This is a genomic window from Gordonia sp. 34D, assembly GCF_056682775.1.
The window spans coordinates 148,238-170,397 of sequence record NZ_CM155293.1 but is presented as its reverse complement, the minus strand read 5'-3'; the positions used below and the strand labels follow the sequence as shown (position 1 = coordinate 170,397).

The following is a 22,160-nucleotide window of genomic DNA, read 5'->3' as shown; positions in this document are numbered from 1 at the left end:
CGGAGGAGAAGTACACATGGCCAAGAAGACCGTTATCCAGATCGTCGACGATCTCGACGGTGCCGAGCTCGACGAGTTCGAGACCGTGCAGTGGAGCTTGGATGGTAAAAACCTCGAGTTCGATACCTCACCCGAGCATGCGGAAGAGTTCCGCAATCTTGTTGCGACGTACGTTGCCGTGTCGCGTCCCAGTAGCCGCGGCGGCGCCACGCGCCGTTCGGCACCCGCGGGTGGCCGCTCCGGAATCGATACGCGAGCGGTTCGTAAGTGGGCAACGGAAAACGGCTACACCGTGAGTGACCGCGGTCGCATCCCCGCCGACATCGTCGCCGCGTACAACGCTGCGAACTGATAGATCACTTCCCCGCGACTGCCCCCGAGGACTCCTCGGGGGCAGTCGCATTTCTATCTACCTGGTTTTAATTCCCGATTCGATGTCCCGCACGATTACCCTTCTGACCCATGACCCTGCTTTCCGCAGTTCGCCGACGATGGCTCCCACTCCTAGCCATTGCCTTTTTGGTCGCGGTCCTCACCTCGTGTTCCGGCTCCGCATCAGACTCCGATGATTCCGGCCTCTGCGCACCGCCCGGCGTGCAGAGCGCTTCATCGGCGCCAACCAATCTGGCAACATCGGCACAGGCTCCCGATCGGTTCACCACCGCCACCACCGCGCCCGTCGACTCGATCGACATCTCAACGCTGAAGCTGTCCAAGCCCGGCACCATTGTGGTCGGGACGCTCGGTGACGCCCCGCCAAGCATCTGCGTCAACTCCGCCCAGCAGTACACGGGCATGGACAACGAAATGCTGAAGGCGATCGCCGCCAAGCTGGGCTTGAAGGTGGAGTTCATCGGGACCGAGTTCTCAAGTTTGCTCGCTCAGGTCGCCGGCGGACGCTTCGACGTGGGGTCGTCGTCGATCACCACGACCGACGAGCGTCGTCAGACGGTCGATTTCACCAACGGCTACGACTTCGGCTACTTCGCACTGGTCGGCCCCTCGAACGGTGCGATCAAAGGTTTCACCGACCTCAATGCGGGCACGCGCATCGGCGTCGTCCAAGGCACCGTCCAGGACGACTACGTCACCAACATCTTGAAGTTCGATCCAGTGAAGTACCCCGACTATGCGACCGCATACGCAAATCTCAAGTCCGGGCAAATTGACGCATGGGTGGCCCCCAGTCAGCAGGCCGAGGGGACGGTTCAGCCCGCTGACGGCATGAAGATCTTGGAAAACACTTTCAGCATCAACAACTTCACAGCGTGGGCTGTCGCGAAAAACAATCCCGGACTGCGCGATGCCCTCAATAGCGGTCTCGACGCGATCATCGCGGACGGCACGTGGGCCCGGCTTTACAGCGACTGGGCGCCCGACAGTTACCGGAAGGTTGGAAGCCCGGATCGAAGGCGGCGCCAATGCCGCAGCTACCCGACTTCGCCGCCATTGCGGCAGCAAACGCGAACAAGCCGAAAACCGAGACCGCCGTCGAATCGAAGGGAACGTGGCAGCAGTTGCGCGCCACCTTCCTCAATGGGGAGCAGTTCCGAAAGGCACTTCCCGAACTGCTCTCCACCGGGCTCATCAACACCCTGAAAATCGCCATCACCTCGGGCATTCTCGGGACCATCGGCGGAATGCTGTTGGCGTTGGCGGGAATGGCACGCACCCGCTGGCTGCGGTGGCCCGCGCGCGTTTACACCGACATCTTCCGGGGGCTGCCTGCCGTTGTCGTTATCTTGATCGTCGGGCTTGGCTTTGGTCCGGTGGTGAAGAACCTCACCGGCGGTAATCCCTTCTGGCTGGGCTCGGTGGCGCTGGCATTGCTGGCTGCGGCCTATATCGGCGAGATCTTTCGGTCGGGTATTCAGAGTGTGGAGCCCGGTCAGATGGAGGCGGCTCGGGCCCTCGGTTTCTCCCACAACCGGTCCATGTGGCTGGTGATTGTTCCGCAGGGTGTTCGACGCGTGCTCCCCGCGCTGGTTAACCAGTTCATTGTGCTGATCAAAGACTCGTCACTGATCTACTTCCTTGGCCTCACTTTGTTGCAGCGCGACCTCTTCGCCGTTGGTAAGGACTTCAACGCCAACAGCGGCAATCTAACGCCGCTGCTGGCCGCTGGCCTGCTGTACCTGGTGATGACCGTCCCGCTGACGCACCTGGTGAACTACATCGACCGCCGACTGCGCATTGGAAAGGCGTGAGCCCCATGAGCACATCCCCGAGTTCAACACCCGATCCCGCGACTCCCCCGCCAGCTGCGGTAACGCGCAAAGCCGTTTCGCTCACCGGCAAAGACCTGCACCTGTCGTTCGGCGACAATCACGTGCTCCGCGGCGTCGACCTGCACGTCGACGCCGGATCCACGACCACCGTGATTGGCCCGTCTGGCTCCGGCAAATCAACGCTGCTCCGCGTGCTCAACCGACTCCATGAGCCGCAGCAAGGCGACATCTTGATTGATGGCGTCAGCGTGTTGAAGGAAAACCCCGACGCGCTGCGTCGACGCATCGGCATGGTGTTTCAACAGTTCAATTTGTTCCCGCACCGCACCGTTGCGCAGAACGTCGAACTGGGGCCCCGCAAGCTCCTCGGCCTCGGAAAAGACGAGGCACGCGCCCTCGCGCTCGCTCAGCTTGAGGCTGTCGGATTGGCGCACAAGGCCGATGCCCGGCCATCGACTCTCTCCGGTGGCCAGCAACAGCGCGTTGCCATCGCGCGCGCACTCGCGATGAACCCGGAGATCATGTTCTTCGATGAGGCCACGAGCGCCTTAGACCCCGAACTCGTCAAGGGCGTGTTGGCGTTAATGACCGAACTGTCGCAGCAGGGCATGACCATGATCGTCGTGACTCATGAGATGGGCTATGCCCGCGATGTATCCGACCACGTGGTGTTTATGGACGAGGGAGTCGTCGTCGAATCGGGCGTTCCCGAGCAGATCTTTACCGACGCCCACAGCGATCGACTCAAAACCTTTTTGTCGCAGGTGCTGTAGGTCGCGGCGAGCAGCGCAACCCGCGGGTCGAATCGTCGCAGAAATAGAAAGAGGCTGTTAGTCCGACGCGAGAATGGCGGCGAATTCGTCGGAGGCATAAAACGGGGCCAGCCGGCGGCGCAGGGCCGATTCAACGATGCCGTCGCTGTCGAGTTGAGTAATCACCGGCGGACCAAACCGCATAGCCTCCTCGACGAGGTCGGTCCGTGCGATACCGAGTTCGTCGAGGATTTCCGAGAGCGGAGTCTGCCCGTACGTGTCGAAGACTTCGTCGATGCCCTCATCTAGCAGAGCACCGAAGTACGGGGTTTCGCGGAACGATCGCCAGAACTCAAACACCAACACGATGGTGTCCTCGACGTCCCCATCGCTGAGAATGTCACGCACCTGGTCGGCCTGCTCATCAGTGCTGGCAAGCCACAACCACATTTCTCGGGCCGCGTCGAGAATGAGGTGATCGGACTCAGCGCTGTTGACCGCCAGCACATACCGTGTGCCGCGACGCGCAACCCGTTCCACCAGAGTCTCGACGATGCCCGCGAGTTTGCCGGGCAAACGCGACGGATCAACGGCTCGCTGCACGGCCTCAACGCACGCGTCCTCTGAGGCCGGACTCGTCAATACTCGTTCCACGATGCGACGCGACAGTCCGAGGTCGGCGATTCCGGTCGCGAGTTCCTCGAAACGGCGGCGGTCGAGCACGTCCTGAAGTCGCGTGTCGTGGTCGGCCGAATACTGGTAGAGCCGTTCAGCGACGGCACCGACGAGACCGGGGATCTCGCCGTCGACGGGGAACGCGATCGCATACTTGCGTGCAACCGCCTTGATCAAATCGCGGGACACAGCGGTCTCCAACGGCAACTGGTCGGCAACGTCGAGAAAGGCAGTAATTTCCTCGTCTACCAGCGCCGCGAACTCGTGCGGGTCGGTCAATTGCCGACGCTGCTGCGCCACATGAGCGTCGAGGAGTCGAGCGGCGAGATCGGCAGAGTCGGCTGGCATGGCACTCATGCTACGAGGTGGCCCCGTTGCAGTTGTCCCCGCCAGAGCAGTCCCCCGCCCGAGTTGTCCCCGTCAGGGCTCTTGGGAGACGGACTCGATCTGACGAATCACAATGGTGGCGACAGTGACCACCGCGACGATTCCGGTCGCGAGCCACATTGCCCAACCGCCACCGATGAGTCGGTGCATGAGGGCACCGATCACTCCGCCGGCAGCCAGCGCCGTCCACAGAGACAGATTGCGCAGCCACAGCCACTTCTTGCCGCCCGCCAGTCCTTCGACGAACTGTTGCCCAGCCTTCACCAGGGTGCCCGTCATATAGGTGAGGCCAATGCTGACTTCGCCGTTATTGAGGAAGACCGCATTCATCGCGCCCATCGCCGCCGGTAGCCCGGCTGCGGCGGCAGTCGCCGGGTCGGTAACAACGGCAATCACACATGTCAGCACCAGGAGAATCGTGGTGGTCACCAGAACCGTGATGCGCCCATCGCCGAAGCGGGCGGCGACCGCACCGATCACCACGCCAGCCATGAAGCTAACCAGCAAGCCCGCAACGAGCCAGATACTCGTGAGGTACCCGGTGCCGAGTTGCGCGGCCAGGTCGGTGGTATTGCCGCTCATGAATGACACAAAGTGGCCTTTGAGTTCGATGAAACCGACGGCATCGAGATAGCCAGCCACGCTCGATAGGGTCACCGCCAGGGCAACTTCGCGGCGACGAGCAGACCTCACCGGCTTGCCAACAGTCGTTGCAGGATGGTCAACACTCCTTCATCGGCATTACTGGGTGCGCGGAAACGGGCGCGTTCGGCCACGGCGGCGTGCGCGTTGGCCATCGCGAAGGAGAAGTCCGCGGCGTCAAGCATCTCCAAGTCATTCAGGTAGTCGCCAAAGACCATCGTGTTCTCCGGACCGGCCCCGAGCAGTCGTTGCAGTGCCTGCACACCCTGCGCTTTGTGCGTTCCCGGTGCGGTGATGTCGATCCAGTGCTGCCCCGAGACTACCAACTGGTGTTCACCGACGAGCGGCGCAAAGATGCTCGACGCTGCGTGCTCGGCGTCGGCGAAATCGTAAATGGCAAGTTTGACGACGTCACCGGGGATCGCCAACTGGTCTTCAACCGCGTCGAGCCGGACGCAATACTGCCGTGCATGCGCCAGGAAGTCGGCGTCTTCGGATTCGATGAACGCACCGTCGACGCGGTGCACAATCAACCGCAGCCGATCTTCGCTGGTGGTGCGTACCGTCTCGACGACGGTGCGGACAAGTGCGGGATCGACATTGGACGACGACAATAGCGCGCCGTCGTGCATCACCATGCTGCCGTTCTCGGCGACGTACGAAAGCATGCCCGGATGGCGGTCGAAGAGATCGAGCAGCGTGTAGTACTGACGTCCGCTCGCCGGAACGAAGGCGATACCGCGCTTGGTGAGTTCGGCGAGGAGCGGCCAGAACCTGTCGGGTACCAGACCTGCTTCGTTGAGGAGCGTGCCGTCCATGTCGGCGACGACCAGTTTTATGTCGGCGAGAGCCAATTCCTTCGCTGTGATCTCCCCGCGCGGGAGGCGATCAACCATGCCTTGACTCGCCGAGTTCTGCCCGCCGCTCGGCTTCCTTCTGGATGTAATCGTTGTCGGCGAAATCGGCAAAGTCACTCTCGTCGGTCACCCGGCGCACCTCAAGTTTGGTGCCGGGACCCAGCGGGCAGCGGCGCGCCCATTCGGCGGCTTCCTCACGACTGGCCACTTCCAGGATCCAGAAACCGTTGAACAGTTCGTGAATCTCGCCGTATGGGCCGTCGGTGACGATGGGATCATCGGTCGCGAAGTCGACAACGAACCCCTCCGACGGGTCCGACAGTCCGTCGGCGGCGAGGAGCACACCCGCGTCGACGAGTGCATCGTTGTAGGCGCCCATCCGGTTGATCATTTCCTCGAACGGGATTTCCTCACCTGCGGCCAACGCGGCGTCGTCGTTGACTCGCATAATCAGCATGTACTTCATTTTCTACTCCTCCGATAATGGTGCGGATGTGATGACGAAGGCCCGATTTGGCCCGCGAATGAGCACGTTGAACGGGGAGACCAGAAATCGACACGGTCGGGAGAACATTCTTCATCCGATTACCCGACTGCCACAATGCCTGGCTGTGGGATTGGATGGGCGGAGTGTTCAACCGATCTTCCCTCCCCCGTGTGGCGACCCTGCTTCTCAGCAGTGCGCTGACCTTGACTGCATGCACGGCCCCTCCCTCCGAAACGGACCCGAAATCGTCGGCTCCCGCACCAGTGAACCAGACCATCACAATCAGTTGGACCGGCGACAATATTCTCGGCACCGACAGTGATTTCGGCGGCAATACCCTGCCGCAGGTGTGGGCCGATAACGGAAAGGCCCCCGACTACTTCTTCCGAAATGTGAAGCAGTACTTCGACAACGACGATCTGACTGTGGCGAACTTCGAGGTGGCCCTCACCTCCGCCACCACCGAGCGCTACAAGGGCGAAGGCGAAAACTACCACTTCAGCGGCGAACCTGCCCTCGCCAAGACACTGTCGGCTGGCGGTATTGACGCGGTGACCCTCGCCAACAACCACACCTACGACTACCTCCGCCCCGGATTCGACGACACCACGAAAGCACTGCAAGACGCCGGTGTCGAGTACTTCGGTACCGGGTCCGAATCAGAGGGCTCGGACTACGACTACTCGCTAATCCGAAATGTGAAGGGCGTGAAAGTCGGCCTCGTCGGCTATCAGACCTGGCTCGATACCCCCGACATCCGCGGCAAGATCGCCAGTGATTTCCAAGAGCTGCGCGCTCATGGGGCCCAGGTGGTGATCCCGTTCTTCCATTGGGGAATCGAATCCCAGCATGAACCGTACGACGTGCAGCGCGAGCTTGCGACGTTCGCGATCGACAACGGTGCCGACGCTGTGATTGGCACGCACCCGCACGTCCTGCAGTCCATGTCCACATACAAGGGCAAGCTGATCGCGTACTCGCTCGGCAACTTCGCGTTCGGGGGCAACACCAATCCGACCGACAAGCGAACCATGGTGGTGCAGACACGGTTTGACGTGCGAAACAACAAGGTGGCTGGGTCGTCGTTCCGGGTGATCCCCATGCGGTTGTCGTCCACCGAGGCGATCAACGACTACCAGCCCACGCCGTATACGGGTGCCGAACGCACCGACGTTCTCGGCTTCATCAATTCACTCTCGCCCAAGTTAAACGGCACCATCGGCACCAACTTTGTTGCGGTACCTGCCGATCAGGACGGTCGTCGCAGGTAGGCTGCGGTCCGCGCTACTTGCTCGTCTTCGTCGTCGACGAGGGCGGCCAGTGCGGCCTGCGCCGCTGCACCGGGGAGTTCACCGAGAGCCTGGGTAATTCGTCGCCGCACCCCCGGGTTCGCGTCGGACAACTTGGCGATCAGCGCGAACGCGACGGTCTGCTCGGGGAGTTCAGAATTTGCGGCGACGGCGAGTGCATCGGCTGCGTCCACATCGCGGATGCCGTCGACGATCAGCCCGATGAGGACGTCAGGGTGTGGAGGCTGGCCCCGGCGGCACAGTTCGAGAGCGGCCGAAGCCCGAATTTCGTGGTTGGGGTCGGACACCGAAACCGTCAGGGCAGCAGTTGACGCCGGTCCTGCGATCTCCGTTAAGGCGAGGACCGCACGAGTACGTTCGCGCACATCTGAGCGTCGTGCGGCTTCGGCGAGCAACGGAACTGCGTCACCTGCCCGGACCAGGGCCCACCGGAGCGCCCCGGCGACATTGGGCTCGTCTTCGTGCAGCAACGACTCCACGAGCGCTGAGGTTGGGGCCGTTCGGCCGGTGGCGGTGAGCGCAGCGCGTTGTCGTCGTCCGGCGTTAGGTGACGACAACGCCTCCAACAGTGCAATTGTCGACAGCACGTTGTCCCAGTCGTCGAGGCCGCGTTCGGCGATCGCATTGAGTCGCCGAAGAAGTTGTTCGCCTTCGGCAATCTGCGCGGCGGTCCGTTCCGCGAGTTGGGTCACGAGCGCGTCGGGGGCGAAGTCGGGGTCGTCCAGTGCACGGCCAACCTCGCGCAGCGACAGTCCCATCGAACGCAGGCTCTCTACGTGGAAGATCCGGGCGAGATCAGCGGGAAGGTAATCCCGATAGCCGGACGAGGTCCGTCCGGTTGGGGTTACCAGGCCGAGGGTTTCGTAGTGCCGAAGCATTCGGGCGCTCACCCCGGAGCGACGGGCCACCTCACCAATCCGCATCTCTCACCGTCCCTTTAGTGCCACCGTGCGTCGAGCTTCGTGGAGACTGTCTGCGAAGCCGGTGTCGGGGTCGCGCATCAGCGCTTCCGTCGCCACCGCGTGAGCCCGAACGTCCGGATCGTCTGAGCTTTGCGCCCGCAGTATGAGGTTGAGCGAGTCGTGGCCGATGCCGACAAATGCACGACTGAGACTGCGCTGCAATTCATCGTTTCCTCGCCCCAACTGTGTGACCAGTATGGCAGCCACCTCCGACGATTCTGGCGCGAGCGCGACGGCAGCCCGCCACGCGGCACGCGCGACTTCGTCGTCGCGGTCGGTGAGCAAACTACTCGGCACGGATCCCCACATCGAGCTGTCACCAATCTTCGACAGTGTGTGTAGCGCCTGACTGCGGGCCTGCGGCGGCGACGAACGAAGCTCACCAATCAGCAAAGGCACCACGTCGTTGGGGTCATGGCGGGTGAGGGCCCAGGTCAACATGTCGCGGACAAAGAAGTCCGGTTCCACGGCGCTTCGTTCGATCAACGCTGCGACGAACTCCGGGTCGGGAGAGGTTCCCGACGCCAGGGCGGCGCGGAGCCGGAGTTGCGCGTTTGTGGCCCGCAGACCCACAACGATCGTTGAGGTTTGGGCCTTGGGTGTTCTGGTCATCGTGACCACCTCCTAAAAGGCAGTCAAGACCCTGTCACGGTGTCAGGGTCAAGCGTCGTGAGCTAGAAGTCGAAGCCCCCGAAATCGCCGCCACCGAAATCGCCGAAGTCGCCCCCGCCGAAGTCGCCGCCGTCGCCGTAATCGCCCCCGTCGCCGTAGTCTCCACCGTCGCCGTAGTCTCCACCGCCGTCACTCATGTCGCCACCAGCGAAGTTGCCGTCGGAGACACCCGCGGGGATGCCTGCCATCCCGGAGAACAGAGAACTGAACAGGAGGGCAGAGCCCATGCCCCAGGCACCGCCGATGAGGGCGGGTTTCCACCAGGGTTCGGAGTACCAGCCTGCGGGAACAGGTCGGCCAGCGACGCGGCCACCCGGATAGTAATTTGGCGTCGCGTCGGACGGCTTGGGCGATGCTTGCACTTCGCGGCCTTCAAACTCGACGGCACGGGCTTCGGTGACCGAACCCGCTGCGCGTTGGCCTTCGAGTTCAGGGATCGGCGGACCCGGGTCGAGATTGAGCGCGGTGCGCGCCGCCCGAATGTAATAGAGCCCTTCGATAGCAGTCTGTTTAGCGAGTAACGCCTGACCGGGTGTTGCCGCCTGCTCTATCTGCGATCCGGCTGCGGTGAAGCGTTCACCTGCGTCGGCGAGCGATTGCCTGGCCGAGGCGTCGTCGCCGGGATTGAGGGAGTAGACCTGCCCACCGAGTCGCTCGATGGCCTGCCGGGCGTCGGCCTTGGCGTCGTCGAGTCGGGCTTGGGCAGCTTGGGCACCGTTGCTTCGTCCGCGGACCATGAAATAGATACCGACGGCGATCAACGCGATGAGGACGATAGTGAAAAAGTCTGGCACTCCATCCAGGGTACGGATTCTTGGCAAACCAAGGGTGACCTACCTAACGCGCAACTCGGATTATCGGTAGCGTAGCCTTGCCTTATGTTGAGTGTCAGAGGAGTTACACGGGTCTTTCCCGCGTCACCCCAGCCGGTGCATGCGCTCCGCGGCGTTGACCTCGACGTGCGCGAGGGTAGCTTCACTGCCATCCTCGGCGCCTCCGGTAGCGGCAAGACCACCCTGCTTCGAATTCTCGCCGGTTTCGATCGCCCCGACGGTGGCGAAGTGTCCATCAACGGCACGATCGTCGCGGGTCCCGGCACTTTTGTCCGGCCCGAAAAGCGAAGCGTCGGCATCGTCGCGCAAGAAGGTGCGCTGTTCCCGCATCTGTCGGTTGCCGCAAATATCGCCTACGGACTCCCCGGCGGCATCGGTTCCCGGTTTAGCACCGCCGCCCGACGCCACCGCAGTGAACGCGTCGAAGAAATGCTGCATCTGGTCGGGATGGCCGGATACGGGAACCGCAGCGCCGACGAACTGTCCGGCGGGCAGCAGCAGCGTGTGGCTTTGGCCCGAGCGCTGGCCCCCGCCCCGACGGTCCTTCTGCTCGACGAACCGTTCTCCGCACTCGATGCTTCCCTGCGCGTGGACCTCAGAGAGGAAGTCCGAGAACTATTGCGGAGCATCAACGCGACCTCTGTCTTGGTGACCCACGATCAGAGCGAGGCTCTCTCGCTTGCCGATCACGTCGCCATGATGCGCGACGGCCGCGTGATCGCCTGCGCGCCACCCAACGAGTTGTATGCGAAGCCCGTCGACCCCTCGGCGGCGGCGTTCCTTGGCGATTCGGTCGAGTTGCCCTGCACGTTGGTCGACTTAGGGAGCACCGACAAGACCGCGATCGTCGACTCCCCGCTGGGCAGACTCCGCGTTGACCGTTCGGCAGTTTTCGGCGAAACCCTGGTCCTGCGGCCCGAGCAGTTCACCCTGACCGCCGATGGCATTCCGGCGACCGTCGCCTCCACCAGCTTCTTTGGTCACGACGGTCTGGCACGACTGTCGCTGATCGACGGTACCGGGATCGTCGCACGCATGGAGGGTCGCGATCTGCCGGCTCCCGGTAGCACCGTCCGCGTGAGCGTCGTCGAATCCGATCTCACGGACGCCGCCGCGTCCTAACGCCACACCACACTGCAACCGATCGTCACCAGAAAGAAACAGAGGACCCATGGCTGACCCAGCAAAGCGGCTGACCTGGCGAATTGTCGCTGCCACCACGGCACTGGCCACCGCGTTTACGTTGACTGCATGCTCATCGAGCAACGACGACAGCGACGCCAACACACTGACCTTGTATTCGGGTCAGCATGAGGAAACTGCGAAGAGTCTCGCGCAGGCGTTTGAGGCGTCGAGCGGTATCAAGGTCAACGTGCGTGCGGGCAAGGACGCCGAGATGACCGGACAGATCGTCGAAGAAGGCGATCGTTCCAAGGCCGACCTGATCATCACCGAGGAGCCGGGCGCCATGGCCGGGCTCGACAAGAACGGCCTGCTCAGCCCCGTCGACAAGTCGGTCCTTGCGGTCCCGGACCAGCGGTTTGTGCCGTCGACCGGCAACTGGGTTCCGTGGGCGGCCCGTGCGCGCGTAATGTTCTTCGATCCCAAGCTGATCAAGGAAGGCGACCTCCCGCCGTCGATCCTCGATCTGACGAAGCCGGAGTGGAAGGGCAAGTTCGCATACGCCCCGTCTGGCGCGTTCAAGTCGACAACGGCCTACCTGATCAACACGATCGGCAAGGACCGGACCCTCGAATGGCTCAAGGGCATCAAGGAAAACGGCGTCAACGAGCAGTCGAACGGGAAGGTCCGCGACAGCGTCGAGGCCGGTCAACATCCCTTCGGCCTGTCGAACCACTACTACTGGTACATCATGGCCAAGGACAAGGGCGGCGAGGCCAATGTGACCTCGCGCGTGCACTTCATGAACAACGACGACGCCGGTGCGCTCATGCTGGCCTCGGGTGCCGGCGTCCTGAAGTCGAGTTCCAAGCAGAAGGAAGCAGCCCAGTTCTTGAAGTGGATCGTCGCCGCTGACGGTGGACAGAAGGTCCTCGCCGAAAACAGCCCGCAGTTCCCGCTGACGCCCGGCGTCAAGAGCAGCTACGGCCTGCCCGATCTCAAGTCGTTGACCTTCCCTGTCTTCGATCAGGCGTCGCTGCAAAACACCGCCGAAGCGAATGACTTGCTGAAGCAGAGCGGCATCATCTGACGGTGACCCTTCCCCAAGACCCCGATACCGGTTCCAACGCCATCGCGGCATTGGAACCGGTATCGGTGCTTGGCACCGACGGGCTGGAACCGGACGTCGACGCCGCAAGTAAGCAGTCGCGGATTCGACGGGGCCGACCGCCCATCGCCCTGGTTGTTCCAGGCATTCTGGTGGCCGTGGCGGCCATCGCGCCGGCCGCCTATTTGCTGTTCCGCGCTGGGTTTAGCTTTACGCTCCTGCTCGACGAACTCGACAATCCGTCGACCGTGCCGCTGATCTGGAACACGCTCAAACTGCTCGTCCTGGTTTGCGGATTCACCGTGATCCTTGGTGTTGGCTTGGCCGTGCTCATCGCCCGCACCACCCTGCCGATGCCGCGCGTGTGGACGGTACTGCTTACCTTGCCCCTCGGCGTGCCGACCTTTGTCGGATCGTATGCGTGGGTGGCATTTAGCTACCGCTACTTCCCCGGCTCGACCCTGATCTTTGGGCTCGGTGGCGCGACAGCCATTCTGACCCTCACCCTATTTCCCTACGTTTTCCTGCCGACGCTAACGGCATTGCGCAGACTCGACCCCGCGCAGGAGGAAGCAGCCCGAGCTCTGGGGCGTGGCCCGGTGGCCGCGTTCCTCCGCGTGACCCTGCCTCAATTACGCCCGGCGATCGCCACCGGCATGCTGATTATCGGCTTGCATCTGCTCGCCGAATTCGGTGCGCTACAGATGCTCAACTACCAAACTTTGACGACGGTCATCGTCCAACAGCAGACCGTGTTGGGGATGCCGGAGTCGGCTCGCGCACTGGCCGTAGTGCTGGCGGTCGGAGCGATTGGACTCCTCCTGCTCGATCGCGTGCTGCGCGGTAAGCGGCGCCCGGTCCGCACTGGCAGCGGGACCCCGCGACCTCCGCTGCGCTGGAAACTCGGCTACAGCACGCCACTGTGGACAGCGCTCTGCGCGGCGGTCGTAGCTGGTGCCCTCGCGGTGCCTTTCTGGGTGACCGGAAGCGGCATCATCAATCACCTGACCGGCAGTGGCAGCTCTATCGATTGGGCCGAACTCGGGAATGCGGCAGGTAACACGGCGAAGTGGGCACTGTCGGCGGCCGTCCTCGCCACCCTGTGCGCTATTCCGGTCAGCTTGCTCGCCGCGCGCTACCCCGGCCGTATCTCGACACTGATCGAGCGTTCCACCTGGGTGGCGCACGCGCTGCCGGGCGTCATCATGGCACTGTCGCTGGTGTTCATCTCGGTGCGGTGGATGTTCCCGCTCTATCAAACGTCCACCCTGCTGGTCATCGGCTACGTTGTCCTGTTCCTGCCGCTCGCCGTCGGATCGCAGCAGGTCGGATTCGGGCAGGCCGCTCCGGCGTTCGACGACATGTCACGGTCCCTCGGAAAGGGCCCGTTCGAGACGTTCACACGGGTCACCATGCCGCTTGCGCTACCCGCGATCGGAACGGGTGCCCTCCTCGTCGGGCTTGATGCAGGCAAGGAACTGACCACCACGCTGTTGCTTCGTCCCACCGGCGAGCACTCCCTCGCCACGGCCCTGTGGTCGACCACCAACGGCGAAGTACTCGACTTCACCGCTGCCAGCCCGTACGGGTTAGCTCTCCTGCTGATCGGTGCGATTCCGGCGATTCTCCTTGCTCGGTCGACGGTCCGGAAATAGGCGCTCGCCATTCTCCACAGCGATCCCTAAGCGTCCACTGTCAGACGGATCCCCGTGGGGCTTGTTTCGAGACGTTCCTCAACGCATCTCAACGTATGCCCCACTTTGTCGGCACCTCGTCGTAACGTAATTCTCAACCGTCACACGTTAGGAACCAACGATGCGCGCAGTGAAGCTAACTTCACCGGGAACCCTCGAAATGGTCGAGGTCGAGAAGCCCGAACCTGGTCCGGGCGAGGTGCGCGTCAAGGTCGCTGGCGCAGGCCTGTGCCACTCCGATCTGCACATTTTGCATTTGCCAGTACCGTGGCCGGGCCCCGACCCCACGCTCGGACATGAAGGCGCGGGCTGGATCGATGCGGTCGGTCCGGACGTGACGGGCCTCGACATTGGCAGTGCGGTCTTGGTGAACCTGATCTGGAGCTGCGGCCAGTGCCGACCGTGCATCCTGGGACGCGACAACGCCTGCATCAGCGGCGGCCGGTACATGTACCCGCCCACCCCTGGACTCGGTCCCGACGGGGCCATGGCCGAATACATGATCGTGCCAGCGCGCCATGCCATGCCGCTCGGCAATCTCGACCCGGTGAGCGCCGGTCCGCTAGCCGACGCCGCCCTCACTCCAATGCGCGCCATCAGCTCGGCCCGCGACTGGTTGACGCCCGGTTCCACGGCTGTCGTGATCGGTGTCGGCGGGCTTGGCCACATGGCCGTCCAAATTCTCGCCGCCAGCACCGGCGCCCGAATCATCGCCGTCGATATGGCCGACGACAAACTCGAACTCGCCCGCAAACACGGGGCCGACCTCGTCCTTAAATCCGACGCCGCCGCTGCGGCCATCCTCGCCGAATCCGACGGGTACGGAGCCGACGCCGTCTTCGACTTCGTCGGCGTGCAGCAAACCGTCGACCTCGCGCGCGGCGTCGTCGCACCGGAAGGCGCGCTCCGCCTGGTGGGACTCGGCGGCGGAAAAATCGACCTAGGAGCCGAAGCGAACACCGGTGTCATCCCGTGGGGCGTCGACATTCGGAAGTCGTACGGCGGCACCCGCGCCGACCTCATCGAAGTCATCGCGCTGGCAGCACAAGGCAAGCTCACCGTCGAACACACGCTGTATCCGCTAGCAGACTTTCAGCGCGCCTTTGACGACCTGGAGGCCGGAGCTATCGCCGGCCGAGCAATTCTGACGCCGTAGGAGTTACGCGAAACGCTCGTTGGTCTGTGGATCGTAGAGTCGGAAGCCAAGCTCGCGCATCACGTCGATGACCGTGTTGATGTCTGCGGCCTCGACACCGTAGCCAGTGCAGGTCACCGCTTGAGTGTCGACGAAGATGTCGAACACCGGGCTTCCCACGAGGTGACTGCCCGGCGGGTAAAGCAGACTCTGCGACCACCTCCAGCCGTCGATCCCGCTGAGTGCCCGCTCAACACCAGCCTTGTCGACCAGCGCGACGTGTTCGACGCGCTCACCCGTATTGAGCCGACGATAGGTGTCCATGCAGTCCGCCGCATCGTCACCTGACCAAAATGACAACGTGTAACTCATGTGCCGATTCTCCACGACATGGAGCTCCCGGTCAGCAGTATCGGGGACCGGACCATCGAGGACGGAACCGTCGAGGACTGGGACGGGATATTCAACGTGGAGAAGCTCGCACTGACATACTCGGCAAATGCCTCAGCACGTCAGCGCCGACGAAGTCGATGATTTCGAAACCGCCACCCGCGATCTCGTCGGCCTAGCACTGCGCAGCGTCGACCACGTCGACATGTCACTCCCCCAATTCCGTCTGCTGTTGACCCTCCACGAAATCGGACCCGCCAGTTCGACCGACTGCGCACGGGCGCTTGGCGTGGTCGGATCGTCGATCACCAGACTCGCCGACCGACTCCACACGTCGGGTCATCTGGTTCGTGGCAGCGATCCCAGTCACCGCAGCATCGTGCGACTGGAACTGACCGACACCGGACGCAAAGTGGTCAGGCAGGTCAACGACCGGCGACGGACCGAACTCGCCGCAGCACTCAGCCATCTCACTCCCGAAGCTCGCGCCGACTGCGCACAAGCTTTGCGCGACCTCCATTCAGTTCTCAGCGAAGAGGGCAAAAACGACGATCTGCGACGACATTTGCCGCTCTAGTGTCACACCGCGTGATTTGACCGAATCAAGTCTTGCATTGTGCAAGACTTGACGTAGGCAATGATTGCGGTCACGCAGGGAACCGTGCGCCATCGTTGCGTTCCGGTGCCGCCGCGTCGACGGCACCCGGTCCTGAGAACCAGTGATTGGAGAAATCATGAGTACCGACACCGCAATCCGCGGACCGCAGAAGCTCGGCCCGTTGACCCCGCTGGTCGGCATCTGGGAAGGCGACACGGGCGTCGACCTCTCGTACCACAACAAAGACGACGAGACGAGTAAGACCTCGTACTTCGAGCGCGCAACGTTCAAGCCGATCCCGGTTCAGGAGAACGGACAGCAGACCCTGTGGGGCCTGAACTATTCGATGACCGCGTGGCGGCACGGCGAAGAAGGCATGGATCCGTTCCACGACGAGATCGGTTTCCTGCTCTGGGACAAAATCAACGGTCAGGTCATGCGCACGGTCGTTTTTGGTCGCGGTATCGCGATCCAGGCCGGCAGTGATGCCGGCCCGCACGACACCGTCCTCCACTTCAATGCCAGCCCCGGTGACCCAAGCTATGGCATCCTGCAGAACAAGTACCTGATGGAGCGCGCTGAGATCAAGAGCTTCACCAGCAACTTCACGATCATCGACGACGACACCTTCTCGTACAACTCAGACCTGCTGATGCGTCTGGCCGCGACCGGCGGGGAAATGCACCACACCGACGAGAACACCCTGCGCCGCGTGAAGCGCTTCCATCCGGGATCTGAATTCAACTGATCCGTGAGATTTGGCGTTCCATGCCGCCGATCGTGACCTCATCCGGGTCACAATCGGCGGCAGTGCCGCTTCTACGGCTACGCGAGCTCCGTAACCTGGCCGCGCTCGACGTGCCACCGACGGCCGACGCGCACGTTCTCGAGCATGCGGCGGTCGTGAGTGACGAGCAGGAGCGCCCCGGTGTACGCCTCCAGTGCCTGCTCAAGCTGCTCGATCGCCGGGAGGTCCAGGTGGTTGGTCGGCTCATCGAGAACCAGCACGTTGGTGCCGCGCGACTGAAGGAGCGCGAGCGCAGCCCGAGTCCGCTCCCCCGGCGAGAGCTCCCCCACCGGTCGTTGGACGTGATCGGCCCGGAGCCCGAATTTGGCGAGCAGTGTGCGAACTTCCTCGGTGGTGAAGTCGGGGACCAGACTTTCAAACCGGTCGGCGAGCATTTCCTCACCCGAGAAGAGTCCCCGGGCCTGATCGATCTCGCCGATCGCGACGCTGCTACCCAGCTGGGCGGTACCGTCGTCTGGTGTTGTACGACCCAAAATTAACCCAAGCAAGCTCGACTTACCGGCCCCGTTCGGGCCTGTAATCCCGATCCGGTCACCCGCATTGACCTGCAACGACACTGGCCCGAGGGTAAAGTCACCCTGCCGACGGACCGCATTGTTCAACGTCGAAACAACCGAACTCGATCGGGGTGCGGCACCGATCGTAAACTCCAGCACCCATTCCTTTCGGGGCTCGGCGACCTCGTCTAACCGCGCGATCCGGCTTTCCATCTGCCGAACCTTCTGCGCCTGCTTTTCACTCGACTCGGTGGCGGCGCGGCGTCGGACTTTGTCGTTGTCCGGGTTTTTCTTCATCGCGTTGCGGACACCCTGGCTGGACCATTCACGTTGAGTCCGGGCACGCGAGACCAAGTCGGCCTTCTTATCCGCGAACTCCTCGTATGCTTCACGCTTATGCCTGCGGGCCACCTCGCGCTCTTCCAGGTAGCTTTCGTACCCGCCACCGAAGAGCGTGTTGGTATTTTGCGCCAAATCTAACTCCAGCACTTTGGTGACGCTACGGGCCAGGAACTCCCGGTCGTGGCTCACCAACACCACCCCGCCGCGCATACCGCCAACCACCTCTTCCAGCCGGACCAGCCCCTCAAGATCGAGGTCGTTGGTCGGCTCGTCGAGCAGCACAATGTCGAAGCGCGAACACAGCAGGGCCGCTAAGCCGACCCGAGCCGCCTGGCCGCCCGACAGGCCCGTCATCAGCGCCGACGCCGGATCGCCGCCCAACGTCACCCCATCGAGGCCCAGGTCCGCGAGCACAGCGGGTAGTCGCTCATCGAGGTCTGCAGCTCCGGTCGCCAGCCAATGATCAAGGGCCACGGCGTAGAAATCCGCAGGGTCGACAGACCCGGACGCCTCGTCGGCAAGCGCATCGGCGGCCGCGTTCATCGCATCGGTCGCCGCCGCGCACCCGGTGCGACGTGCGACGTACTGGCCGACGGTCTCGCCCTCAATACGCTGGTGTTCCTGGGGCAGCCAGCCGACGAAGGCATCCGACGGCGAGCACGTCACTGTGCCCTCCAGCGGCGCGAGATCGCCAGCCAACACGCGAAGCAGGGTGCTCTTGCCTGCGCCGTTGGCACCCACCACGCCGATGACGTCGCCCGGCGCGACCGTCAGGTCGAGGTGGTCGAACAAAACACGATGCGCGTACCCGCCGGAGAGGTCTTTCGCGACGAGAGTTGCAGTCATGCGTCCTATGGTCCCACTCGAACTAGCGCCGCCGCGCATTCAGTGCCACGTACACCATCCTCAACATCAACTCCGTGCCATTGATGATCGGATCGATCCTCATACGCCTGTGACCGCAATTACATTGGGGCGTCGTCAATATTCTTGCCCGACCCACGCCACTTGGAGTTCGCTTTGGCCACTCGTTCTCGCCTCCGCCAATCTGCAGCCGCAGCCACAGCCGCCGCGGCCAGCGCCGCGCTCGTTGCAGGTGCAACGTTGGTCCCATCGGTCACGCAGCCTGAGCCCCAGCGGACTACCGTCGCAGACCCGATGCTCGCCTCGTCGACCGCGATGTTGGGCGGAATCGCTGCGGACCCAGAGGGCATCATCAAACTCCTCATCGGCAACGGCGGCTGGAATTTCGTCAAGAACGAGTTCGGCGATAGCAGCGCCACCGCGATCGGCCCCGGCTTTGCCATTGCCGCCGCAGACAAGGGCGAGTCCGCAAACGCCTTCGCTCTCGGGGGCCTAGCAATTGCGACCACCGACATCACGATCTTCGACATTCTCGGGTTCAAGGGATTCAAGATCCCCACCGGCCAAGCCTCATGCATCGGAGTCGTCGCGTTCGCGACATCCTCCACCGATGGCATGTGCCTCAACCTGCTTGGCACGGTTGACGCCGACTATCGCACCGATGCCGGTGAGGTTTCGCTCGGCGTCACCAATCCCCTCGCTCTGATTGGGTTACTCACCGGAGACAAGGATCTGCTCGGCCTGATCAAGGAAGTCGTCGCTGGCAAGCCGCTCTCGCGGATCCTGACCGACGACTTCGCTCGAATCACCCTCGGCGGTACTGAACTGGTGAAACTGACGTCCGACTACGCGTTCTCACCGCTGTCGGCATATCCCGGAGCTATCGCGCTCGGCTGGCTCGGCGGTCAACTGGTCCTGTTCCCGACCATTACGAACGGCATTTTGAAGGGCAACGTCAACTACCTGGGTGTGCCCGCCCTCGACTTCTCGAACTTCGGGAAGCTCGACAACATCAGCAGTTTGATCCCGTCACTGTCGGTCGGCCAGTTCAAGACTCCCATCCCCGGGGTGACGATCCCAGAACTGTCGACGGGTGATTTGCTGAGCCCGCAGTCGACGTCGTCGGTAAACCCGAATGCTCTGTCGCGGACGGCAGATGTACCCGAGTTGGCGGCAGATCCCGCGCCGCAGGTGCCAGCCGAGGCGCCGGTCGCTCCCGAGCTGCCTATGCCGACTGACCCTGGTGCGCCGACGGACCCAACTGTGTCGACACCCGTCGACGACGCGCCTGCACCGAGTGCGGACACAACCCCGAGCACAGGTTCGGACGCGGCCCCGGCCGACGTGCCCATCGAAATCGACGCCGCCGCGTAACGACAGTCAAAACACCGGTGGCGGGAAATGGATAACCATCTCCCGCCACCGGTGTTTTTGCGTACTTGCGCTCTAGCTGTAGTCGTAGAACCCACGACCGGTCTTGCGGCCCAGACGACCGGCGTCGACCATACGACGCAGCAGTGCTGGCGGCGCGAAGTGCGGCTCAGCGAACTCCGCGTACAGCGACTCCGCGGCAGCGAGGCAGATGTCGAGGCCGACGGTGTCGCACAGCGTCAACGGGCCCATCGGGTAGCCGCAGCCGCCCTTCATTGCTGCGTCGATGTCTTCGGCGCTGGCGTAGCCGGAGTCGTACATGCGGATGGCCTGGCACAGGTACGGGATCAGGAGCGCGTTCACGATGAAGCCTGAACGGTCACCGGCCTGGACGGTGGTCTTGCCGAGGACGGTTCCCGCGTACTCGGTGACAGCGGCGGCCGTTTCCGGTGCGGTGGTCAGCGCGGAGATGATCTCGACGAGCGGCATCACCGGGACGGGGTTGAAGAAGTGCACACCAACAACGCGCTCGGGATGCGCGGTGGCTGCGGCGATCTTGATGATCGGGATCGACGAGGTGTTGGTGGCGAGGATCGTCTCCGGCTTCACGACGTCGTCGAGCTTGGCGAAGATGTCGTGCTTGATGGCCTCGACCTCGGGGGCCGCCTCGATGACCAGCTCGCGGTCTGCGAACTCGTTGACGTCGAGGGTCACCTTGACGCGGCCGATGGCTGCGTCGGCGTCTTCCTGCGAGATCTTGCCCTTGGCGACGCCGCGGCTGATCGACTTGGTGATTCGCGCGGTCGCTGCGTCAGCGAATTCCTGCTTGGTTTCTAGAACCAGCACGTCGCTTCCGGCCTTTGCACACACTTCAGCAATACCGGCACCCATGGTGCCTCCGCCGATCACGCCAATGAGATTCACAAATAACTCCAAACTGAGCGGGCCAGAAAATCAGTGCCCGGATTCATTGCTGTCGATTGAACAGAATAGTGGTCAATCACCTGGCATTTCGAATCCTGCCCCGAGCGTTGCAACATTCATCACAGGTCAAGCCCGTTAATCCGCAGAATGTCGCCGGGTGCGTTCACAATAGTCACTCGTCCACCATGGCCCGGGTCGGGATCGGGCAGGAGTCCGTCGGCATCAATGAGGTAGACGTCGTGGCCGTCGAGTGTGAGTCGCCGAATAGCTTCGAGAATCATGCGGCGACCAACGTCCGCGATTGACCCGACTCGGACGATTCCGATTCCTACCCGTTTGGTGGTTAGCGGCTCTTCGACGAGGTTCCGAAGGAAGCGTTCCGCTCCGGCAAAAGCAAGGTTGCCCTGCAGCGAAACTATCGTTATCGCCTCGTCGCCTTCACCGACAATTCGGCGGCCACGGACGGCAGCCAGTCCGGGGGGCGCTACGTCCATCAGATGCATGCCCATCTCTGACGTGAAGCGTTGGAAGAGTTCGGCCCCGCGCACGCTGTTGCCATGCTTGTCCAGGCGCGGAGAAAAGGTCGCGATACCTGCTTGTCCCGGCAACGCGCCGATCATGCCGCCCGCCACGCCACTCTTGGCCGGGACCCCGACCCTCGTCATCCAATCACCGGCACCGTCGTACATGCCGCACGTCGCCATCACGCTGAGCGTTTGCCTGACGACCGCCGCGGGGACCACCGGTGCACCGGTCACCGGGTTGACGCCTCGGTTCGAGAGCGTCGCCGCCATCCGCGCAAGATCTTCGACGGTCACCAGAAGTGAGCACTGCCGCGTGTAGCCCGCGACAGCAATGAGCGGATCATCGTGGATGGTCCCGTTGGCCCGCAACATGTTTGCCAATGCCCGATTGCGGAACGAGGTGCTGATCTCCGACTCGAATACCGACTCGTCGACTTCCAGTCGACGACCGGCAAAGGCGCTGAGACCGTCGACGATCCGTTCCACCTGCTGTTCTGCCGTTGCATCGTGTCGGCCAGCTAGCGAGTGAGTCGCTATGGCACCCGCGTTGATCATTGGATTGAGCGGTCGCCCGAACTCCGTGTCGAACGACATCTCGTTGAACGCGTCACCGCTGGGTTCCACGCCGACCTTGCCCAGAACCTCGTCGAATCCGCGGTCTGCGAGGGCCAGCGCATAGACGAAGGGCTTGGAGATCGACTGGATGCTGAACTCCACCTCGCAGTCGCCCTGCGAGTACATCTGGCCGTCCTCGGTACAGACTGCGACAGCGAGTCGATCGGGGTCGGCGTCGCGCAGTTCCGGAATGTAGTCGGCAGTGGCACCGGAGTGATCCGCTTCGACCGAGGAAAGTGCTGACGCGAGGTAATCAGGGATTGGTGATCGCACGATCGCAGCGTACGGCGAGACCCCAGTTATCGCACCGGTTGTGGTTGCCGCGCCGTGTCGCGCCAAAGTGCGACAACCACATCTGGTGCG

At 62.9% G+C, this 22,160-nt stretch carries 21 protein-coding genes and 1 pseudogene; 11 read left to right on the top strand and 11 right to left on the bottom strand.

Translation table 11 applies throughout. From position 1 onward, the window contains the following. Positions 1-16 precede the first annotated feature (16 nt). The 3 genes and pseudogenes from AC1L34_RS00830 (at position 17) to AC1L34_RS00820 (ending at position 3,001) form a co-directional block, all read left to right on the top strand. A complete protein-coding gene (locus tag AC1L34_RS00830; RefSeq protein WP_424296654.1) occupies positions 17-352 on the top strand; it encodes a histone-like nucleoid-structuring protein Lsr2 in 336 nt (111 codons plus the stop codon). 110 nt (positions 353-462) lie between these two features. Further along, a pseudogene (locus AC1L34_RS00825) lies at positions 463-2,207 on the top strand (ABC transporter substrate-binding protein/permease). A 5-nt stretch (positions 2,208-2,212) separates the two neighbouring features. Then, positions 2,213-3,001, top strand: a complete 789-nt coding sequence (locus tag AC1L34_RS00820; RefSeq protein WP_424296650.1) for an amino acid ABC transporter ATP-binding protein — start codon at positions 2,213-2,215, stop codon at positions 2,999-3,001. A gap of 57 nt (positions 3,002-3,058) precedes the next feature. Here the strand turns inward: AC1L34_RS00820 and AC1L34_RS00815 are convergent, their stop codons facing one another. The 4 genes from AC1L34_RS00815 to AC1L34_RS00800 form a co-directional block, all read right to left on the bottom strand. After that, the gene (locus AC1L34_RS00815; protein ID WP_424296648.1) at positions 3,059-4,003 is read right to left on the bottom strand and encodes a hypothetical protein; all 945 of its coding nucleotides are present in this window, start codon (positions 4,001-4,003) and stop codon (positions 3,059-3,061) included. A 72-nt stretch (positions 4,004-4,075) separates the two neighbouring features. After that, positions 4,076-4,699, bottom strand: coding sequence for a YoaK family protein (locus AC1L34_RS00810; protein ID WP_424324933.1), 624 nt, complete (start codon positions 4,697-4,699; stop codon positions 4,076-4,078). A 32-nt stretch (positions 4,700-4,731) separates the two neighbouring features. Beyond that, a complete protein-coding gene (locus tag AC1L34_RS00805; RefSeq protein ID WP_424296645.1) occupies positions 4,732-5,580 on the bottom strand; it encodes a Cof-type HAD-IIB family hydrolase in 849 nt (282 codons plus the stop codon). Beyond that, the gene (locus AC1L34_RS00800; protein ID WP_424296643.1) at positions 5,573-6,007 is read right to left on the bottom strand and encodes a YciI family protein; all 435 of its coding nucleotides are present in this window, start codon (positions 6,005-6,007) and stop codon (positions 5,573-5,575) included. Before AC1L34_RS00800 ends, AC1L34_RS00805 begins: the two co-directional genes overlap by 8 nt. A 284-nt stretch (positions 6,008-6,291) precedes the next feature. Here AC1L34_RS00800 and AC1L34_RS00795 point away from each other — a divergent pair, with 284 nt between their 5' ends. Next, the gene (locus AC1L34_RS00795; RefSeq protein ID WP_424324934.1) at positions 6,292-7,299 is read left to right on the top strand and encodes a CapA family protein; all 1,008 of its coding nucleotides are present in this window, start codon (positions 6,292-6,294) and stop codon (positions 7,297-7,299) included. Here AC1L34_RS00795 and AC1L34_RS00790 read toward each other — a convergent pair. The 3 genes from AC1L34_RS00790 to AC1L34_RS00780 form a co-directional block, all read right to left on the bottom strand. Then, positions 7,278-8,261, bottom strand: coding sequence for a MerR family transcriptional regulator (locus tag AC1L34_RS00790; RefSeq protein WP_424296640.1), 984 nt, complete (start codon positions 8,259-8,261; stop codon positions 7,278-7,280). The two genes, AC1L34_RS00795 and AC1L34_RS00790, sit on opposite strands and share 22 nt — an antisense overlap. A gap of 3 nt (positions 8,262-8,264) precedes the next feature. After that, a complete protein-coding gene (locus tag AC1L34_RS00785; RefSeq protein ID WP_424296638.1) occupies positions 8,265-8,912 on the bottom strand; it encodes a HEAT repeat domain-containing protein in 648 nt (215 codons plus the stop codon). 62 nt (positions 8,913-8,974) lie between these two features. Then, positions 8,975-9,766, bottom strand: coding sequence for a DUF1542 domain-containing protein (locus AC1L34_RS00780; protein ID WP_424296636.1), 792 nt, complete (start codon positions 9,764-9,766; stop codon positions 8,975-8,977). Between the two features lie 84 nt (positions 9,767-9,850). Here AC1L34_RS00780 and AC1L34_RS00775 point away from each other — a divergent pair, with 84 nt between their 5' ends. The 4 genes from AC1L34_RS00775 (at position 9,851) to AC1L34_RS00760 (ending at position 14,885) form a co-directional block, all read left to right on the top strand. After that, positions 9,851-10,927, top strand: coding sequence for an ABC transporter ATP-binding protein (locus AC1L34_RS00775; RefSeq protein WP_480035035.1), 1,077 nt, complete (start codon positions 9,851-9,853; stop codon positions 10,925-10,927). Between the two features lie 49 nt (positions 10,928-10,976). Further along, on the top strand, positions 10,977-12,017 hold the full coding sequence (locus AC1L34_RS00770; protein ID WP_424296632.1) for an extracellular solute-binding protein: 1,041 nt from the start codon (positions 10,977-10,979) through the stop codon (positions 12,015-12,017). A 2-nt stretch (positions 12,018-12,019) separates the two neighbouring features. After that, a complete protein-coding gene (locus tag AC1L34_RS00765) occupies positions 12,020-13,690 on the top strand; it encodes an ABC transporter permease (RefSeq protein ID WP_424296631.1) in 1,671 nt (556 codons plus the stop codon). A gap of 160 nt (positions 13,691-13,850) precedes the next feature. After that, the gene (locus AC1L34_RS00760) at positions 13,851-14,885 is read left to right on the top strand and encodes an NAD(P)-dependent alcohol dehydrogenase (RefSeq protein ID WP_424296629.1); all 1,035 of its coding nucleotides are present in this window, start codon (positions 13,851-13,853) and stop codon (positions 14,883-14,885) included. A 3-nt stretch (positions 14,886-14,888) separates the two neighbouring features. On the opposite strand, the gene AC1L34_RS00755 is transcribed toward AC1L34_RS00760, so the two are convergent. Continuing rightward, positions 14,889-15,236, bottom strand: coding sequence for a hypothetical protein (locus AC1L34_RS00755; RefSeq protein ID WP_424296627.1), 348 nt, complete (start codon positions 15,234-15,236; stop codon positions 14,889-14,891). 127 nt (positions 15,237-15,363) lie between these two features. Here AC1L34_RS00755 and AC1L34_RS00750 point away from each other — a divergent pair, with 127 nt between their 5' ends. Together AC1L34_RS00750 and AC1L34_RS00745 are read left to right on the top strand one after the other, a co-directional pair. Further along, positions 15,364-15,831, top strand: coding sequence for a MarR family winged helix-turn-helix transcriptional regulator (locus AC1L34_RS00750; RefSeq protein WP_424296626.1), 468 nt, complete (start codon positions 15,364-15,366; stop codon positions 15,829-15,831). Between the two features lie 157 nt (positions 15,832-15,988). Continuing rightward, complete coding sequence (locus AC1L34_RS00745; RefSeq protein WP_424296624.1) at positions 15,989-16,600, top strand: heme-binding beta-barrel domain-containing protein; 612 nt, start codon at positions 15,989-15,991, stop codon at positions 16,598-16,600. Positions 16,601-16,677: 77 nt separating this feature from the next. Here AC1L34_RS00745 and AC1L34_RS00740 read toward each other — a convergent pair whose 3' ends face one another. Continuing rightward, positions 16,678-18,345 (bottom strand): ABC-F family ATP-binding cassette domain-containing protein, encoded by a 1,668-nt coding sequence (locus AC1L34_RS00740; protein WP_424296622.1) that lies wholly within the window; start codon positions 18,343-18,345, stop codon positions 16,678-16,680. A gap of 174 nt (positions 18,346-18,519) precedes the next feature. Between AC1L34_RS00740 and AC1L34_RS00735 the strand changes: the two genes are divergently transcribed. Continuing rightward, a complete protein-coding gene (locus AC1L34_RS00735; protein ID WP_424296620.1) occupies positions 18,520-19,737 on the top strand; it encodes a hypothetical protein in 1,218 nt (405 codons plus the stop codon). Positions 19,738-19,809: 72 nt separating this feature from the next. Here AC1L34_RS00735 and AC1L34_RS00730 read toward each other — a convergent pair whose 3' ends face one another. Both AC1L34_RS00730 and AC1L34_RS00725 read right to left on the bottom strand, forming a co-directional pair. Further along, positions 19,810-20,658 carry a 3-hydroxybutyryl-CoA dehydrogenase gene (locus AC1L34_RS00730; protein ID WP_480035034.1) on the bottom strand — a complete coding sequence of 283 codons (849 nt, stop codon included), beginning with the start codon at positions 20,656-20,658 and terminating at the stop codon, positions 19,810-19,812. 119 nt (positions 20,659-20,777) lie between these two features. After that, entirely contained in the window at positions 20,778-22,070 is a 1,293-nt protein-coding gene (locus AC1L34_RS00725) for a glutaminase (protein WP_480035033.1), read from the bottom strand. Positions 22,071-22,160: the final 90 nt, after the last annotated feature.